15 protein-coding genes and 1 pseudogene are annotated in these 19,559 nt (G+C 31.9%); 6 read left to right on the top strand and 10 right to left on the bottom strand.

From position 1 onward, the window contains the following. The first annotated feature begins 153 nt into the window (after positions 1 to 153). Both HALSA_RS08830 and rlmD read left to right on the top strand, forming a co-directional pair. A complete protein-coding gene (locus HALSA_RS08830; protein WP_013406230.1) occupies positions 154 to 1,491 on the top strand; it encodes a sodium-dependent transporter in 1,338 nt (445 codons plus the stop codon). A gap of 84 nt (positions 1,492 to 1,575) precedes the next feature. Continuing rightward, positions 1,576 to 2,745, top strand: coding sequence for a 23S rRNA (uracil(1939)-C(5))-methyltransferase RlmD (rlmD, locus tag HALSA_RS08835; RefSeq protein ID WP_013406231.1), 1,170 nt, complete (start codon positions 1,576 to 1,578; stop codon positions 2,743 to 2,745). Between the two features lie 28 nt (positions 2,746 to 2,773). On the opposite strand, the gene HALSA_RS08840 is transcribed toward rlmD, so the two are convergent. Beyond that, on the bottom strand, positions 2,774 to 3,292 hold the full coding sequence (locus tag HALSA_RS08840) for a manganese efflux pump MntP (RefSeq protein WP_049773883.1): 519 nt from the start codon (positions 3,290 to 3,292) through the stop codon (positions 2,774 to 2,776). A gap of 161 nt (positions 3,293 to 3,453) precedes the next feature. Here HALSA_RS08840 and HALSA_RS08845 point away from each other — a divergent pair, with 161 nt between their 5' ends. From HALSA_RS08845 to HALSA_RS08860, 4 genes are all read left to right on the top strand, one after another. Continuing rightward, entirely contained in the window at positions 3,454 to 3,861 is a 408-nt protein-coding gene (locus HALSA_RS08845; protein WP_013406233.1) for a HutP family protein, read from the top strand. Between the two features lie 280 nt (positions 3,862 to 4,141). Next, positions 4,142 to 5,110, top strand: coding sequence for an ABC transporter substrate-binding protein (locus HALSA_RS08850; protein ID WP_013406234.1), 969 nt, complete (start codon positions 4,142 to 4,144; stop codon positions 5,108 to 5,110). A gap of 55 nt (positions 5,111 to 5,165) precedes the next feature. Further along, entirely contained in the window at positions 5,166 to 6,032 is an 867-nt protein-coding gene (locus HALSA_RS08855) for an ABC transporter permease (RefSeq protein WP_013406235.1), read from the top strand. 6 nt (positions 6,033 to 6,038) lie between these two features. After that, positions 6,039 to 6,836, top strand: coding sequence for an ABC transporter ATP-binding protein (locus HALSA_RS08860; RefSeq protein ID WP_013406236.1), 798 nt, complete (start codon positions 6,039 to 6,041; stop codon positions 6,834 to 6,836). 164 nt (positions 6,837 to 7,000) lie between these two features. On the opposite strand, the pseudogene HALSA_RS08865 reads toward HALSA_RS08860, so the two are convergent. From HALSA_RS08865 to HALSA_RS08905, 9 genes and pseudogenes are all read right to left on the bottom strand, one after another. Next, positions 7,001 to 8,318 (bottom strand): annotated as a pseudogene (locus tag HALSA_RS08865) (RNA-guided endonuclease InsQ/TnpB family protein). Positions 8,319 to 8,645: 327 nt separating this feature from the next. Continuing rightward, positions 8,646 to 10,961 (bottom strand): glycosyl hydrolase family 65 domain-containing protein, encoded by a 2,316-nt coding sequence (locus tag HALSA_RS08870; protein WP_013406237.1) that lies wholly within the window; start codon positions 10,959 to 10,961, stop codon positions 8,646 to 8,648. Between the two features lie 117 nt (positions 10,962 to 11,078). Further along, complete coding sequence (locus HALSA_RS08875) at positions 11,079 to 11,945, bottom strand: carbohydrate ABC transporter permease (RefSeq protein WP_013406238.1); 867 nt, start codon at positions 11,943 to 11,945, stop codon at positions 11,079 to 11,081. After that, complete coding sequence (locus tag HALSA_RS08880; protein ID WP_013406239.1) at positions 11,942 to 13,009, bottom strand: carbohydrate ABC transporter permease; 1,068 nt, start codon at positions 13,007 to 13,009, stop codon at positions 11,942 to 11,944. The genes HALSA_RS08875 and HALSA_RS08880 overlap by 4 nt, the downstream gene beginning before the upstream one ends. A gap of 74 nt (positions 13,010 to 13,083) precedes the next feature. Then, on the bottom strand, positions 13,084 to 14,379 hold the full coding sequence (locus HALSA_RS08885; protein ID WP_013406240.1) for an ABC transporter substrate-binding protein: 1,296 nt from the start codon (positions 14,377 to 14,379) through the stop codon (positions 13,084 to 13,086). A 57-nt stretch (positions 14,380 to 14,436) separates the two neighbouring features. Beyond that, positions 14,437 to 15,486 (bottom strand): LacI family DNA-binding transcriptional regulator, encoded by a 1,050-nt coding sequence (locus tag HALSA_RS08890; RefSeq protein WP_013406241.1) that lies wholly within the window; start codon positions 15,484 to 15,486, stop codon positions 14,437 to 14,439. Positions 15,487 to 15,761: 275 nt separating this feature from the next. Further along, positions 15,762 to 17,363, bottom strand: a complete 1,602-nt coding sequence (locus tag HALSA_RS08895; protein ID WP_013406242.1) for an ABC transporter substrate-binding protein — start codon at positions 17,361 to 17,363, stop codon at positions 15,762 to 15,764. Between the two features lie 140 nt (positions 17,364 to 17,503). Then, positions 17,504 to 18,418 carry an ABC transporter ATP-binding protein gene (locus HALSA_RS08900; RefSeq protein ID WP_049773884.1) on the bottom strand — a complete coding sequence of 305 codons (915 nt, stop codon included), beginning with the start codon at positions 18,416 to 18,418 and terminating at the stop codon, positions 17,504 to 17,506. 53 nt (positions 18,419 to 18,471) lie between these two features. Further along, a complete protein-coding gene (locus HALSA_RS08905; RefSeq protein WP_013406243.1) occupies positions 18,472 to 19,509 on the bottom strand; it encodes an ABC transporter ATP-binding protein in 1,038 nt (345 codons plus the stop codon). Positions 19,510 to 19,559: the final 50 nt, after the last annotated feature.

Consider the following 19,559-nt stretch of genomic DNA (forward strand, 5'->3'; position numbering starts at 1 on the left):
CTAGCAAACAGCTGATAACATCCATTTTTTGCTTAATAATTATAAAAATAGTTTATAATAACATTTATTATGAAAATAATTGATGATTTTAATAATATATGATAAAATATGTATAATTTAGAGTAGTTTGAAACAAACGAGGAGGTAGTACAAATGCAAAGAGAAAATTGGACATCGAAACTTGGTTTTATTTTAGCAGCTTCTGGTTCTGCAATTGGATTGGGAAACATTTGGAGATTCCCATTTGTTGCTGGAACTAATGGAGGAGCAATATTCTTATTTATTTACCTAGTTGCAATTATTTTTATAGGTTATCCAGTTCTTATTTCTGAAATGACAATTGGTCGTAAAACAGAAAGAAACCCCGTGGGTGCTTTTAAAAAATTGGCTCCTGATACACCATGGTGGCTTGTTGGTGCTTTAGGAGTTATTGCTGGATTTGTTATTTTAAGTTATTATTCAGTGGTGGCTGGTTGGGGATTATTTTATATGCTAGAGTCTGTTACCGGACTTGCACCAGGAACAGATTTTGCTGATTTATTTGTCGGCCATATAAGCAGTACCTATTCTCCATTGTTCTGGCACTTTGTCTTTATGTTTCTAACAGTATCCGTAATTGGAGCTGGGGTTGTAAATGGTATTCAGCGAGTAGTTAAAGTATTAATGCCTATTTTATTTGTTCTATTGGTAGTATTGATCTTTAGATCTTTAACACTAGAGGGAGCTGGCGCAGGACTAGAATTTTATTTGAGCCCTGATTTCAGCCAAATTTCATTACAGACCTTTAATGATGCCATATCACAGGCATTCTTCACCCTTAGTTTAGGTATGGGTGCTATGATTACCTATGGTAGTTATCTAAGTCAGGATGAAAGTATAACTGATAGTGCTGGTTATGTTTTAGGTTTTGATACAGGTATTGCAGTTCTATCTGGATTTGCAATTTTCCCTGCTGTTTTTGCTTTTGGTCTTGATCCAGCAGCTGGCCCTGGTTTAACCTTTATAACATTACCCGCAGTTTTCAGTCAAATGCCTTTAGGTGGTTTCTTTGGATTTTTATTCTTTGCTCTTTTATCAATTGCAGCTTTAACTTCTGCTATCTCATTATTAGAGGTTGTAGTTGCTTATCTTGTTGATGAGTTTGAATATCCACGCAAGAAAACTTCCTATATTATTGGTTTTATTATCTTCTTAGTTGGTATTCCACCACTCTTAGGTTATAGTGCACTTTCCGACTTCAGCTTTTTAGGAATGGATGTACTTGATACTTATGATTGGATAGCTAACTTTATTTTACTCCCAACAGGTGGTATGTTAACAGCAATATTTATTGGTCACTATTGGGGTACTGATAAAGCAGTTGAAGAAGCAAATAGAAATTCAATGAAAGTTAAAGTCGGAAATATTTACTCACTATTAATTAAATATGTTGTTCCAGTAGCTATCTTTGTAATAATGGCTCTAACAATATATCAAACTGTAACTGGTTAATTTAAACTATATTTTAACTAAAATAAAAGCCTTCAATAGCCTTTTATGGTTATTGAAGGCTTTTTTTTGCGAAAGGAGTAGAATATGAAATATAACGAAAATGAATTATGTATTCATTATGAAAATTGTGGTGGCTGTTCTATTCAGCATCTTGATTATAATGAACAGATCAAAGCAAAACAAGAAAACCTATTAAAAATTTTTGCAGAAGAAGAATTGGATATAGATAAATTCGAAAAAATAATTGAAAGCCCAAAAATATTTGAATATAGAAATAACATGGAGTTTAGTTTTGGAGATCTAAAAAAAGGTGGTAAATTACAGCTTGGTATGCACCCTCGAGGCAAAAGATATGATGTTGTTACTGTTGACAGCTGTATTTTAGTTGATCAAGATTTCAGAAAGATTTTAAATATAATTATAGATTACTGTAGAGAAAACAATTTCAAAAAATATCATGTAAAATTAAGAGAAGGTTTTTTGCGCAATTTAGTAATCCGTAAGGGAATTAATACAGGAGAAGTTATAGTAAATCTAATTACAACATCTCAACAAAACCATGATTTCTCTCCCCTACTTAAAAGAATTAATAACTTAGATTTAAAAGGTGAATTAGTTGGTTTTCTCCAGACAATTAATGATAATTTTTCAGATCAGGTAGTTTGTGAAGAAATGATTGTTTATCAAGGAAGAAAATATTTTTATGATAAACTGCTTGACAAAAAATTTAAAATTGATTCATTATCATTTTTTCAAACTAATACACTGGGAGCTGAAGTCTTATATAAAGAGGCAAAAAAATATATAAAAAATCCAGATGCAAAAACCATTTATGATCTTTATTGTGGATCCGGTACTATTTCTCAATCAATTGCAGACAATGCTAAAAAAATATATGGAATTGATATTGATGAAGAAGCAATAAATCGAGCAAGAGAAAATGCAGATCTAAATAATGTATCAAATACATATTATATAGCGGGTGATGTTTTAGAAAAAATTGAAGTACTGGCTGAAAAACCAGATTTAATTATAATTGATCCACCAAGACCAGGCATCAATCCTAAGGCTTTGAATAAAATAGCCCAGACCAACTCAAAAGAAATTCTATATATATCCTGTAATCCCAAGACTTTAGCCAGAGACCTTAAAGAATTTAAACTTCACAATTATAAATTGCAAAAGTTTAAAGCAGTTGATATGTTTCCCCATACTAAACACTTAGAAGTTATTTCTTTATTAAAAAAAGCTTAAACAGAATTAAATCTGTTTAAGCTCTTTTTTAAGCTAATATTATAATTGTTCCTAAAGTAATCAATATCATTCCACCTAAATAATTAGCATATTTCTCAACTAATTCTATATGCTTAATATAGGAAACTACTTGAAAAGCAAAAGCAGTTAAAATTGAAGCTACAATACCAATTATAATTGAGTCTCTAATCATCATAGTATAACTTAACCTAAATAAAAGTGAAAACCCAGCTCCCATAGCATCTATACTAACACTCATCCCGAGTATAATAATAGTTATTAAATTTAAATTTATAAACATACAGTCATCTTCATTTTGACAGCCTTCATAAATTAAATAAATCCCAAGCAAAAACAGAATACCTCCACTGAAGTAATTAGAAATTTCAAAAAGATTTCTGTCTATATAATGACCTACTAAAGCACCGATTAAGGCAAACAAAAATTGAAAAAATCCAAAAGAAAATATTACAGCTATTCTTTCTTTTTGGGTAGTCTTACTTCCACATCCAATACCTAATGCAACTCCTGCAGCATCTAGACCCATTGAAAATGCAACAACTAGAATATTCAGTTTTATCCCCCCAGAAATAATATATTTATTTCTTAATTATATTATAGATTATTTTTTGCTTAGCTGCAAGATTTGCTTTTTATGTTATAATAATATAATAAAGATAAACTTAATTTAAAGAGGGAGTGATAATTATGGAACACAATAGTTTAGAAACTGCAAAAACTGCTATAAAAATGGCGATTTCTACACGTGAAGAAGAAAAACACTTAAAAAAAGATTTTGCAAAAAAAGGTATTAAAACAGCAGCAGTTGATTTTGGCGGTGAATTTAATAAATCTGTGCCTGATATCATTGAAAGAGCTGTTATAGCAGCCAAAAGAGAAAATATAATTGATAGTTCACATGTTGCTCAAGGTGCAGTAGCTGGAGCAGCACATGATGCACTGGCTCAAATGATGCCTAGAACAATGGGCTTAAATGTAGGTGGTAAAATAGGAATCTCGCGCAGTGGTGAACATATAGTAGTTGCAATATTTTTTGGGGTAGGAATGTTTAACTTAAATGAAGTTACAGTAGGCTTGAGCCATCGCTCACTCTAAAATTATTTGCTAATATTAATAATCGTTTTTAATTAGGTGAGTCTATTGACAAAATAGCGCAATTAATAGTATAATAAAGAAAATCAAATAACTGGTAGCATGGTAATACGGTAGGAGAATTTTATAGGGATAGCTATCTGCATTTTTACTATAATCTAACTTTTTATGGGTAGATTATGGCTAATCTTGCTGTTAACTATTATTAACACTCCACTAGGAGTGTTTTTTTTATAGCTAATTGTTATTCCCCACTACCAGTTAGAAAGGGGATTAGTAAATTATGAAAAAAAATTTATTTGCTTTATCAATTTTAATTTTAATTTTTATCATGGCTTTTTCTTTTTCAGTTTCCGCTCAGCAAGAATTGAGAATTGGGATCTCTCAATTTGTTGAGCACCCGGCACTGGATGCAGCTAGAGAAGGTTTTATAGAAGGCCTGGCTGAAGAGGGGTTTGGAGAAGACAGGGTAGAGTTTATAACTCAAAATGCTCAGGCAGATTTTGCAACTGCTCAATCTATTGCGCAAAGATTTAGAAGTCAAAATTTAGACATGGTTTTGGCAATTGCTACACCTAATTCTCAGGCTGCAGCGAACGTTATATCTGATATGCCCGTTTTATTTACAGCAGTAACTGACCCGGTAGAAGCTGGTATAGTTAATAGTATGGAAGCACCAGGTGCAAATATTACTGGTACAACAGATATGAATCCAGTAGCTGATCAATTAGCTTTAATTTTAGAATTTATTCCAGAAGCTCAAGATGTTGGCATCCTTTATAATCCTGGGGAAGTAAACTCAGTTGTTCAGGTTGAGATCGCTAAAGAAGCAGCTGCAGAAATGGATATCAATTTACATGAAGCTACTGTTACTAATAGTAGTGAAGTAACACTAGCAGCTTCTTCCTTAGTTGATAAAGTTGATGCTATATATGTTCCAACTGATAATATTATAGTTTCAGCACTTCCTTCAGTATTAAATATAACAAATAATAATAATATTCCTGTTTTTGCTTCAGAAAATGGTCAGGTTGAACAGGGAGCGATTGCAACTTTAGGCATAGATTATAAATTGTTGGGTATGCAAACTGGTAGAATGGCTGCTAGAGTATTGAATGGTGAAAACACTTCTCAAATGGCTGTTGAATCATCTGATGAACTTAAATTATATATTAATCAAACAGCAGCTGCTAATTTAAATCTTGATATTCCAGAAAGTGTTTTAGATAGAGCAGATGTAATTTACGAATAAGAAATAAATAAAAAATAATTGTTAAAATAATCTTGTATACGGTGTGAGGTGGCTTATGAGTCTAAGTTTTGCAATAACATCCCTCGAACAGGGCCTAGCGTTTTCAATTATGGCTCTTGGGGTTTTTATATCTTTTAGAATTTTAGATTTTGCAGATTTGACCGTTGATGGCAGTCTCCCCCTGGGGGCTGCTGTCTCGGCCAGAATGATAATGGCAGGATATAATCCATTTTATTCTCTTGCTGCAGCGGTTTTAGCTGGAGCTGGAGCTGGTTTTATTACTGGCTTTTTAAATACTAAACTTAAAATTGCTCCACTTTTAGCTGGAATTTTAACAATGACTTCCCTCTATTCAATTAATTTAAGAGTTATGGGGAGACCAAATATACCTTTAATTGGAAGAGAGAATATCTTTACTAAAATAAGAGATTTAGGGATAGAATATCCCTGGTATAATCTTCTTTTGCTTTTGTTAATAATAATATTGGTCAAATTGTTGCTTGATGCATTTCTTAATACACAAATAGGATTTGCAATGAGAGCAACCGGAGATAACCCACAGATGATTAGAAGCATGGGTATAAGTACTAATACCATGAAAATGTTAGGCCTGATAATTTCAAATGCTTTAGTTTCTTTATCAGGGGCATTAGTTGGACAGTATCAGGGCTTTGCAGATGTTAATATGGGTGTTGGTGCAATCATTGCAGGGCTTGCCTCTGTAATAATTGGAGAAGTTATTATTGGAACTAAGTCAATGATTGTAGCGACTTTTGGAGTCATTGTTGGTTCTATTCTTTACCGTTTTAGTATTTCTATCGCCCTTAACTTAGGCCTTGCAGCTTCTGACCTAAAACTCTTAACTGCGATTTTAGTAGTAATCTTTTTATCAACTCCCCGAATTAGAAAGGCATTGAGGTGATAAAAAATGCTTGAGATAAATAATTTAACAAAAATATTTTATAAAGGTACTCCAAATGAAAATACTGCAGTAAAAAATATTAATTTAGATGTTAAAAACGGTGATTTTATTACTATAGTTGGTAGTAATGGAGCAGGAAAATCTACTCTATTAAATTCAATTGCTGGTGTTTTCCCTGTTGACAAAGGCAGAATAATTCTTGATGATCAAGATATAACAAAAAAATGTGAATATAAATGTGCACAAAATATAGGAAGAGTTTTTCAAAACCCACTTGCAGGTACTTCACCTGAAATGACCATTGAAGAAAACCTTTCTCTTGCTATATCAAAATCTAAAAACATTTCTTTAAGATGGGGTTTAACTAAAAGCAAACGCAAAAGAATGCGTGATCATTTAGAGAAGATTGATCTGGGTTTAGAAAAAAGATTGACCACAAAAGTAAAACTACTATCAGGTGGACAAAGGCAGGCTTTAACTCTTTTAATGGCAACTGTAGCTAATCCTAGTTTATTGTTATTAGATGAGCATACTGCAGCTCTTGATCCTGCTACGGCAATTAAAATTAAGAATTTAACTTCTGAACTTGTAAACGAAAATAACATTACAACTCTTATGATTACCCATAACATGGAAGATGCCATTAAACTAGGGAATCGTTTAATTATGATGGATGGTGGAGAAGTAATTTATGATATCAAAAAAGAGGAAAAAGAAAATCTTACTATAGAAAAATTAATGAAAATGTTTGAAGTTAAACATGGTGGCAAATTTACCAATGATAGAATGCTTTTATCTGTCTAGATTGATTAGCTGAACACGAAAAATTAATACACGTGAACCTCTCCATCTAAATCAAAACCAAGATTTAGATGGAGCTTCTAACTGCTTCATATAGATTAAAGTTCAACCTATATTACTAGGTCAGTTTACAAGATGTTTGGCTTTTAAGTTTTGCTCCTAATAGTTTAGGATACCCTTAATCTTGAAGGATTGTCCACAAATCCATTATCTCTCGCCTCTTTGATAGGTCTGAGAATACATTTATCGTTATGGTATTTACGAAGTATATTAAAGCTACCATTCTGATCAGCATTAATTAATAGGCCCTCGTTAGTTTTAAAGAGACCTCTAGTAATTCTTCTGGATTTATCATAGTTACTTTTATTTATTTTTTCCAGATCTACTGAACTACATCCAGAAGTATAGCTTTCATCAATTTCAACAACTTTGATACCTTTTAGTTTAGCTTTGTATTCAATTAATTTTTTTAATCTCTGGATCGGTATTTGGACAAAAGATTTAAGTTTGCTGCATTGTTTAATATTTTTTATATCTCCGATTACAATAGTTTCTACTTGATTTTCAATTGCTAAATCAACTATTTTGCAACTAGCTTTATGGAGATAATCTCTAATATAATTTTTTCTCTTTAATCTCAGATATTTTATTCGTTTAGTATCTCTAATTTTACTGGTAGCTAACTGCCTCATTCTAATGCTTTGTAGTCTGGCAATTTCTTTATTAAAATAAGAATTTTTGGATTTAATAGTTTTACCATTGATAATATAACAATCAGAATTGTTTTTAAATGTTAAAGTAGCCAAATTATCAAGACCTATATCTACTGCCATTATGTTAGAGTTATTATTTTCTTTTATTTCCTCGACCTTATAGATGATTAGTAGATACCATCTTTTAGAAATGCGGTCCTGCTTAATCTTTATCTGCTGGACAGCATCTAAATCTATAATGCTTTGAACTGCTTCAGGCAGCTCAAAATTAAGAGGGCCAAATCGAATACGGTCATACTAAAGCTTTCCTTGCGTATTATAAATTAAAAGCTTTAGTGACCTTCACATTATATTTAGATTGTATCTTTTTAGATAAGGATAAGAGTAATTTATTATCTCTAATTCTAACAGCTAAATTGGTAAAAATTATTTCACAGGGATTACTGTTCATATGTTTAAAATTAGGTGATCCTGGCTGACCCTTATATTTTTGAGGATTCTTTTTATAATCTTTGAGAGAATTAAAAAAACTTTTCCAGTCCTGAGCTAACAGCTTTAATGCCTGTTGTCTGTTATGGGAGTGAAGGTAGTCATTATGCCAGTTATTTTTATATCTAGTTTCTAATTCAGTATAGACAGCTTTTACATCTTTATTATTTTTAATCTGATAATTGACTGTATTATATAATTTAGAGCAATGCCAGGCTAATTCATTAATTATTACTAATTGCTTATGGCTTAATTTAGGCTTGAATTTAAATGATAATCGCATTGATTTTTCACCTCCATCCTACTATAATTATATCATACATATGTTTGCTTGTAAAAGAAAAAATGGAGGTTTGATCTTTATGAATAGAGACTTAAATAACAATTATCATTCTGTTTATAGTCTACAATATCATTATTGTATCTTCTGGTGATGCTGCTATTGAGACAATTAAAAAGTATATTGAAAATCAGAATAAATAGCCAATTCATCTCCACCCAATGCATAGCTTGGATGGAGTTTTCTTGGCAGTTTTAGATAAATTTAGCACCAAACAATTAATTGCTTGGTGCTTTTTTTATATCATATTTAAATTTCAAGCATAAGAATTTAAAGAGAAATTTTTAATTTTTCTCCAGGCTCTATAATATATTTTTTATTAAAGACTTTAAATTCTATATCTCTTTTATTTGCTTTATCTGAGCTGATTAGAAATTCATCTCTAGTAAGTTTAAACTTCAGTTTTGCTTTTTTATAAATAAGCTTCCATTTAATGTGGTCCCACTCTTCAGGTAAATTAGGCTTAAATAATAGACCATCTTTATTTAAAATCATTCCAGCAAAACCGTTAATTAAAACTTGCCATACTCCCCCAGCAGCAGCAGTATGAACTCCACCAATAAATGTTCCACCACTAACAGCCTTATTACTACTTTTCAAATCTATATAAGCTGATTTAGTAAAATATCTATATGCTTCTTTGCTTCTTCCCAATCTTGCAGCAACAACTGCATATTGTGACGGACTTAATGATGAACCATGTTGAGTTCTTTTTTCATAATAATCATAATTTGCTGTAATTACATCTTCTGAAAATATATCATGAAGAGTAAAAAGTTGAATGACATCAGCCTGTTTTATAACCTGGGTAAACACTGCTACTCCATTTGGCCAGCCCCAATATTCACTTTTATCTATCAGCCTAGACCTTAAAACTTCAGCAGTAGTATCTTCTAAATCAAAATAACCATCAAATTGTTCAATTAATTTATTTTCAGGATCAGGCTTTGGCAGATATATTTTTTCTTTTATTTCCTGCCAGGCAGTTATCTCGCTTTCGTTTAAATCTATTTTATCAACAATTTTTTCAAGTTGTCCTGTGCTTTCATTTTTGAGTTTAAAATAAAAATATAAAGCAATTTTTAAGGCAAACCGACATTGATAATTCGTAAAGGCATTATTATCCACATTTTCGTGATATTCATCAGGCCCCAATAAACGAATAACCTCATATTGACCTTTATATTGATTAAAATGAACTCTAGAATGGATAAAACGAGCTATTTCAAATAGTATTTCTGCACCATATTTAGAAATAAAGTTAATATCATCGGTTGCTAAATAATATTTCCAGATACTATAACTTATATCCGGAGAGACATGTATTTGCCAGTCATTAAAATGATTTCTTATTTTTCTTCCACTTATAACATCCTTAAAGAAAAAAGAGGGACATAGCTCTTTACCACTTTTACCACTTATCCAGGCATAAAAAGCTCCATCATAACCAAGATCTTTAGCTTTTTTTCTGGCTCCATCTAAGGTATGGTAACGATATTTTAAAATATTTTTTGCACTATCTAAATCTGTATACATAAACATAGGTAAATTAAATATCTCCTGATCCCAAAAAGCTGCTCCCTGATATGCCTGGCAAGATAAGCCTCTTGCTCCAATAGGTAAATATTCACTATGAGTAGGTGTGGCTATTATATTATGATAAAGATTAAACCTAAGAGCTAATTGATCCATTAAATTACCTTTTATCTCTATATCTGCTATTTCCCACTTTTGATCCCATTTGTCTTTATGTTTTTCCAATAACTCATCATAAGTAAATTCAAGACTATTTTCTGCATCCTCTAAAGCCTTTTTAAGGGGATTTTTAGTATCATTGCTACTATAGATAATTAAATTTCTCTGAAGCTTAATTTCTTTTTTATCAGTGTTATCAACTTCAATAATTAGAAATAATGCTTTTTCTTTTTCATCAACTGCTATATTTTTAATTTTAGAATCTATTTTAAAAGATAAAGCAGTAACAAGCTCTATTTCTTCTTCAACTGTTTCTGCTTTGATATATAAAATATTTTTTTCTGAATCATAATCACTACTAAAATTTTTAAGATGAGTGCCATTTAAATCCCAGACATCTCCTTCAATACCAATTTTTATTTTAACAACATCTGAATCTTTTACCCCACTTAGAATATATTGATTTGCAATTAAATGTAGATTATCATAAGATGCAAATCTCTGAGAATATATTTTATAAGAATTTTCTTTTCTATTACTTAGGGTTGACCGCTCAAAAATTCCATATTTATAATTAAAATTAAGCTTTGTTTTTAAGTCAAGACTACCAGGATCATGGGCTAAGTTTTTCCCATCAATAGTTACTCGTGCATAAAGACCATCTGGAGCATTGGATAATTCTCGCCATTTACCATCAGCCATATCATAAGTATCAGTTACAATACATGCCTTATACTGTTCTTTTCCCCACTCTTCTAGAGTACCCCTATAGCCTAAATAACCATTGCCACAAAGCAAATTACTGCCATAATTTACTATTTGATTTTCATCTATTACTGGAATTTCTAAATTCCAGTCATCTTTTATTTTAAATAATCCCTGTTCTGCCAATTTATTTCCCCCTCAATTATAAAGATTTGACAATAATAAGGCCACTAAATTACATAATATCGCAAGATTTTAGAAATGTAATTTAAATGGCCTATTTTGATAATTTTCATTTTTATATTATCCTTTAACAGCACCTGCAGTTAATCCAGCAACTATCCTTTTTTGGAAGATTAATACCAAAACAACAATTGGAACGGTTACTACAACAGCTGCTGCCATAATCTCTCCAAATGGTTCCTGCCTAGCAAGAGCTCCAGAGAAATACTGGATTGCAACTGGTACTGTCCTAGCTTCAACATCAATTGAAGTAAATGTTAAAGCAAATAAGTACTCATTCCAGGCCTGAATAAAAGAAAGTAGTCCTGTAGTTACAAGTGCTGGAGCAGTCAATGGTAAAAGTATCATATGGAAAGTCTGAAAAGCAGTTGCTCCATCAACCTGTGCTGACTGCATTATTTCTTTAGGTAAATCTCTAAAGAATGCTGTTAAAACCCAGGTTGTAAACGGTAAAGTAAAGAGCAAATATGTTACAATCATACTTATTCTTGCCCCCAGATTAAGTGCTGTAATAACAGCATATAAGCCTGCCAAGACAGTAACCTGTGGAAACATTGTCATAGCAAGTATTGTGTAAAGGGCTGGTGTTTTACCTTTAAACCTAAGTTTACCCAGAGCAAATGCCGCAAAAGAACCTGTAATCAATGCTAATATTGTTGTTGAAGTTGCTACAATTGCACTGTTATATAATCCCCTGACAAATTGTCCATCCTGAAAAATAGCTAAATAATTGTTTGTATATATAGATATCTCTCCGGTACTAGGATCTCGCGGAATAAAAGTTGCAGGAGTCATTGAAAGCTGTGCCTCAGTTTTCAAAGAAGAGTTAACAGCCCAATAAAAAGGGAATAATAGATAAATAATGATTATTGCCAGCACAAAATAGAAAAGTACTTTTTTGAGTTTCTTATACTTATCTTTTCTCATTCTGTATCAACTCCTAAAGCTTTCATGTAAAGTATAGCGAAAGCAAAAATTATCACAAATATAATAACACCAATTGCAGATGCTAATCCCATTCTCCTTGCTGAAATTAATTGAAAATAATTATAACTTGCCATTGAATATCGTCTCTGAGACAACATAACCTGAAATACATCAAAAACCCTTAATGCATCTAATGTTCTAAAAATTAATGCAACTGCAAGTGAAGGTTTTAATAATGGCAGTGTTATTGTTATAAATTGTTTAAATTTACTTGCCCCATCAACTTCTGCAGCTTCATATAATTCATTTGGTATTAACTGCAAGCCTGCTAATATTAAAAGAGCCATAAATGGAGTTGTTTTCCAAACATCAACAGCAATAATTGAAGGAAGTTGTAAACTTGTATTTGTTAGAAAAGAATAACTGCTATCTATCAAACCCAATCGGGTTCCAATCATATTAAATAATCCTGCTCTAGTTGGCTGAAACATCCATTGCCACATTCTTGCAGATACAACTGTGATAACAGCCCAGGGAACAAGCATCACTGCCCTCATTACTCCTCGTCCTTTAAACTCACTGTTTACGACTAATGCAATTCCCAAGCCAAGAATTGTTTCTAAAAACACGGAAAAGAAAGTGAAAACCAATGTATTAACCACAGCCCTGATAAAATCAGGTGTTCTAGCACCAAGCACATATCTATTACCAAAAATATTAAACTGATAAACAGAGCGATATCGGGGCTCTCTTGGCAAAACCTGGATTGGCCTTTCATAAACTCTTTCTCCTGTATCTTCATCTACCATCTGTTCACCTGTATCTTCATCTACTACAGCTGGTAATTCTCTTACTGTCATTGATAATAAGCTACGGTAGTTTTCTAAACCAACAAACTGTGTTTCCCTTGCGGTAGCAAAGGTGCGATCAGTAAAACTAGTATAAAAAACCTGGCCGAGTGGATATAGAGCAATAATTACCAAAATTAAAAATGCTGGAATCAATAATTTAATAGCTAACTTTTGTTCATCTCTAGCCAGATTTGAAGAACCGCTTTTGGCCATGATATATTCCCCCCTCTTTATTAATTAGGAGAGGGTATATACCCTCTCCATTATTTTCTTAAATTTAACTGTTTTTAATATTCTGGGTCTCCTGTTTCAAAACCAGTTAAATCTATCAAATCAAGTTCTAAGTATTCTACAGCTGTTAAAGCGTCTTCCTGCCCAGTTAAGACAGAATGTACAGCCTGGAAGAATAATTCAGATGCCTGATTATAATTTGGAGCAGTTACTGTTGAGGGACGTGCAACTGCATTTGTAAATACTTCATATAAGCTACCAAAGAAAGGAGCAGCTTCTAATACTTCTTCATCTTCGTATAAAGACTCAATTGTTGGGTTCAATGTTGCCTGAACTGCACGCATTTTTTGAACTCTCTCACTTGCTAAGAACATAGCAAGTTTTGCAGCTTCTTCTGGATGATTACTATATTTACTTGCACCTAAGTTCCAGCCACCTAAAGTAGCTGCAGGTTCTCCATCTTCGCCAGAAGGTAAGGGAGCAACATCAAAGTTACCAGCAGTTGCTTTTCCTTCTTCATGACCTAAGGCATATGCATAAGGCCAGTTACGCATAAATAGTGCATTACCGGCTTCCCATGTGCTACGAGCATCTTCTTCTGCCATACCAGTTACACCAGTCGGAGAAATTGTACCAACCCAGCCGGCAGCCATTTCTATCATTTCAACTGCATTTTCATTATTGATAGTTATCTTACCATCAGGGCTAACAATATCTCCTCCATTGTTTGAATAAATCCATTCAAGGGCATTACAAGTTAGACCTTCATAAGCATCTCCCTGCCAGACAAAGCCTTCAAAGTCTTCGTTGCCAGCAGCTCTTTCCTGCTCAACAATATATTCTGCAGTTTCTTCTAATTCACTCCATGTTTCTGGTACATCACGATCATATTTTTCTAATAAATCAGTTCTATAGTATAACAAGCCTGCATCTGTAAACCATGGTAATGCAACTAAACGACCATCAGGTGTTGTATTGTTTTCAATTATTGCATCAAAATGGTCGTCCACGATTTCTTCCGCACCATAGTCATAGAAATCCAGGAAGTGTTCTTCTAAATCACCAGGCCAGATAACATCGATCTGATAAACATCTACATTTGGACTTTCTGCTTCTAAAAACTGTAGATATAATCCGAGTCTGTCTGTTGCTAAATCAGGGGTATCAAGTACTTCTACATTAACATGAGGGTTTTCTTCCATATACCACTCAGCAGCAAGCTCGGTTGTTTCTTTTTCTTGGCCAACTGCCCCACCAGCAATGGTAAGAGTAATCTGTTCTTGAGCTAAAACAAAACCACTAAATACCATAATAAAAACTAAAGTCAAAACTAAGATTAAATTTTTTCTCATTAATTATTCTCCTCCTCTAAATTTGTATAATCACATCAATTTACTAGAAAATAAAAATTAATTAAGTTTTGTATTTTCCACCTCCTTCTTTAAATTAAGTTTATTTAATTTATTTGTACTTTCTCTAACCACAAGTTTATGTGGTATAAAAACCTTATTATCTTCTACCTCCTGGCCTTCAATTATTTTATTTAATAATTCTATACTTTTAAGACCAAGTTCATAACCTGATTGTTTTATGGTTGTCAAGGAAGGTTTTACATATTCACCCATTTCAATTCCATCAAAACCAACTACAGATATCTCTTCTGGTACTTTGATTTGCTGTTCGGCTAAATATCTAATTGCACCGATTGCCATCTCATCATTAAATGCAAAAATAGCTGAAGTATTTGGGAAACGATCAATGATTTTTGCAGCAGCTGAATAGCCACTTTCAAAAGTAAAATCACCTTCTATAAACTTTTGCGAATCATATTTTATCTTGCTCATCCGCAAGGCCAGCTTAACACCTCTTAAACGTTCCTGACTTGCTAATAAATCAAGATCAGGCCCTTTAATAAAAGCGATCTCTTTATGTCCAGCCCTGCATAAATATTCAACAATATCATAAGCAGCTGCCACATTATCTACTGTAACACATGATATTTCTGGATCACTTATATAACCAGAAGCAAAAACAACAGGTATTTGATAGTTTTTAACTATGTTCAGTAAATCATTATAATAATTTGTAGTAATCAAGATAATACCGTCAATCTTTTTTTGTTTCATAATATTTAGATAATTTTGTTCTTTTTCGAATTCTCCATCAGAATCACCATAAATTAAGGCATAACCTTTTTCTCTGGCTTCAGCCTCAATTCCTTTTAGTAAATTTGCCAAAAATGGATGTTCCATACCAGCTCCAATTACACCAATTAAATTGCTTGTATTTGTTCTCAATATACGAGCAGAGTCATTAATTTGGTAATCAAGTTTTTCTACTGCTTTTTTTACTTTAAGAGCAGTTTCTTCTCTAACTAGTGAGCTGTCATTTAAAACTCGTGAAACAGTACTTAATGAAACTCCTGCTAATTTTGCTACATCTTTCATAGTAACATCCATAATACTCGCTCCTCATATTTTATGAAATCCATTTCACTATTAATAATATTCAATATTCAATTAATTATTCCTGCAAAATATTTAAACTTTTTTGATAATTTGATAAAAAAACTAATTATTAAGCGATTTTATATGGTTTTAAGCTATAAATATACTTTTATTGCCATATTTTCTTTTTTATTTTAATTATTAGAAATTATTAAAATTTTCTGTTAATTAACAATGAAAACCACTTGAAATAAATGAAATGGTTTTCATTTTATAAAAAAGAATGGCTAATCACCAAAATAAAGTCTCTTATATTTCGGAGCCTGATAATAATTATCTAATATATCTATATTTTTTATTCTTTTATCAATTAAATAGCTTTCAGCACTTTGAAATAAGTAGATAACAGGTGTTTCTGATTGAATAATCTCTTTTATTAATTCAAAAGCTCTTTCTCTATTATTTGGGTCACTTTCAATTTTAATATATTCTAGTAAATTATCTAGTCTTGAGTTGTTAAATGCATTATAATTACTGCCTGATCTTAAATTATCAGAATGAAAGTTTTCATATATAAAATTATATGGAGCAGCAATGTCAGAGGTTCTGGCAATTAAATATTCTTCTTTAAGAAGAGAGTTATCTTTAAAGTTCAAGTGATTTACCCAATTTCTTTTTTCTATTTCTATTGAAATTCCATAATCTCTAAGTTGTTCTTTTATCTCTTCTGCAATTTTTTGATTAAGAGAATTTTCATTAACTGCTAAGTTAATGCTAAGATTAGAGTTTAAATCAAAACCTTTTATTATTTCTTCTGCTCTTTTAGGATCATATGAATATAAAGATTCATTAGATGCAGTCAAAAAATCCTGAGCAGGTATAAAGTTGTTTAAAGCAAGATTACTAATTATTTTCTCACGATTTAAAGCATAATTTAAAAATTCTCTAAATTTTTGCTTATCTAATAACTCACTATTATTAACATTAATTATGATTCCATAATACTTTAAATTATTTCCTACTATTTTTTTAAATCTATGGCTCTTTTCTGTAAAAGAATCAGTAAGAAATTTACTATATTCTTCAGATGTTAATTTATATAAAGAAAAATAATCTTTAGATTCTTGATCAGAATTAGGAAAATAAAATTTAATTCCATCTAAATATGGTAAAGATCTATTTTCCATATCACTCTGCCAGTAATTATTATTTCTTTTTAAACTTAATGATTCTGAATTAATTTCTTCAAAAACAAAAGCACCACTACCAACAGGATTTAAACCCCAAATCAGATTTGAATTTAAAACATCTTCCCTTGGCATAACAACAGTCGCATGATGAGCTAAATTATATAGGAAGGGTATATTAGATTTCTCTAATTCTATTATCAAGCGATATTTGCCTTCAGTTCTAATTCCACTTAATTGCTCAATCTCTCCAGATGTGAATTCTTGATAACCTTTTACATCTTTTAATAATTCCCGATAGGGAGATTTATTTTCAGGAGAAGCTAAATAATTTAAAGACCATTTCCAGTCGTCAGCAGTTACCTCTCTACCACGATTTTTAGTATTTTTGTTTTCTTTAAACTTTTCATGAAAATATATATTTTCTTTTAAATCAAATACAAATTTGCGGCCTCTATCAGTTATCTCCCAGGATTTAGCTAATAGAGGTTGTAAATTTCCACTTTCATCAATAGTAAGCAGATTTTCAAATATTTGATTAGTTATCTTGAGAGAAGCATTATCAACTGCCTGGGTTGGATTTAAAGTTATTACCTGATTCAAGGCATTGATTCTCAGCAAACCACCATATTCTGCTGCATTAACACTAATTGAAAAAAACAGTAATATTATTAAATTTATCAGCAATATTTTTTTCTTCATATAATAACTCCCCTATTTATAAAATATTTTTCTTAATTATATTATTCCAGATAAAAATCAAAAAACCTGTTTTGAGGATCATCAAAACAGGAATTATAATCAAATATAAAATTATTTTTTTCTAAATTAGATAAAGAAAATTATTCTTCTAATAAATGACAGGCTGCAAAATGACCATTACCATAGTCCTTAAATTCAGGTTCTATAACTGGACATTTATCAAATGCTTTAGGACAACGGGGATGAAAACGACAACCTGAAGGTGGATCAATAGGACTTGGAACATCTCCTTTTAAAATAATTCTATCTTTTTTCTTTCTGGGATCTGCTTCAGGAATTGCAGATAAAAGTGACTGTGTATAAGGATGAATTGGGTTTTTAAACAATTCTTTTTTGTCGGCTAATTCTACAATTTTGCCTAAATACATTACAGCGACTCTATCACTAATATGTTTAACAACACTCAAATCATGAGCTATAAACAAATAGGTTAATCCAAATTCTTTCTGTAAATCTTGCATTAAATTAACCACCTGGGCCTGAACTGAAACATCTAAAGCAGAGACAGGCTCATCAGCAATTATTAGTTTAGGATCAACCGCCAGAGCTCTTGCAACACCAATTCTCTGCCTCTGACCTCCACTAAATTCATGGGGATAGCGATTCATATACTCCGCACCTAAACCCACATTTTCTAAAATCTCTTTAACTTTATTATTGCGATCTTTTTTATTTTTAGCTAATTTATGAATATCAATTGGCTCTCCTACTATATCTGCTACTGTCATTCTAGGATTTAAAGAAGCATAGGGATCTTGAAAAATAATCTGCATATCCCTTCTAATTTCTATTAATTGACTTTTAGTAAGTGCCATAACATCTCTGCCCTCAAATAATACTTCTCCTGCAGTAGCTTCCAAGAGTCGGAGGATTGTTCTTCCAGTTGTAGATTTTCCACAACCAGATTCACCAACAAGGCCCAATGTCTCACCATCATTAACATAAAAAGAAATATCATCTACAGCCTTTACATAAGCAACAGTTCTTTTTATTATTCCAGCTTTAACTGGAAAATATTTTTTTAAGTTTTTTTACCTCAAGTAATTTATCAGGCATCACCCACCACACCTCCATTAGAATAGATTTTTTCTCCTCGCTGTTTAATTTCTTCAAGTTCTTTATATCTCCAGCAGCGAACCTTGTGCCCTTTAACAACCTCTTCTAAAGCAGGCTCAACTTCATAGCACTTTCCTTCTGCAAGAGGACAGCGGGTATTAAATTTACATCCATCTGGAAAATTCAATGGGGATGGTACACTTCCAGGAATAGCTTCAAGTCTATCTACATCTTTATCAAGTTTTGGAATTGAATTCATCAAGCCCCAGGTATAGGGATGTTTAGGATCTTCAAATAATGTATTTACATCTGTATATTCTACAACTTTACCAGCATACATAACTGCAACCCGATCTGAAACTTCAGCAATTACACCTAGATCATGGGTTATCATCATTATTGCCATTCCATACTTCTCTTTTAAACTATTCATTAATTCTAAAATCTGGGCCTGAATTGTGACATCTAGTGCTGTTGTTGGTTCATCAGCAATTAATAGTTGAGGGTCACAGGATAAAGCCATAGCAATCATAACTCTCTGCCGCATACCTCCAGAGAGTTGATGTGGATACTCTTTAACCCTCTGCTCAGGTAAGGGAATCCCAACTTTTTTTAACATTTCTATAGACTGACGTATTGCTTCTTTACGCTTTACTTTTTTGTGAAGCATAATTGCCTCTGCAATCTGATCCCCAATTGTGTAAACGGGATTTAAAGAGGTCATAGGTTCCTGAAAAATCATTGAAATATCATTACCTCTTATTTTACGCATTTCTTTATTACTTAACTTAGTCAGATCTTTACCTTCAAAAATAATTTCACCAGCCTCTATTTTCCCTGGTGGTGATTCTACAAGTCCCATAATTGAAAGAGAAGTTACACTTTTACCACAGCCAGATTCACCTACAATACCAAGTGTCTCACCAGGGTAAATTTCATAATCAACTCCATCTACGGCCTTAATAATGCCTTCTTCTGTATAAAAATAAGTTTTTAAATTTTTGACTTCAACCAGCTTTTCTTTACTCAAAAATTCCACCTGCCCTATTAAAATAAAATTACTGTTAAATCAAATTATAT

Source organism: Halanaerobium hydrogeniformans, from assembly GCF_000166415.1.
Lineage (GTDB): Bacteria > Bacillota > Halanaerobiia > Halanaerobiales > Halanaerobiaceae > Halanaerobium > Halanaerobium hydrogeniformans.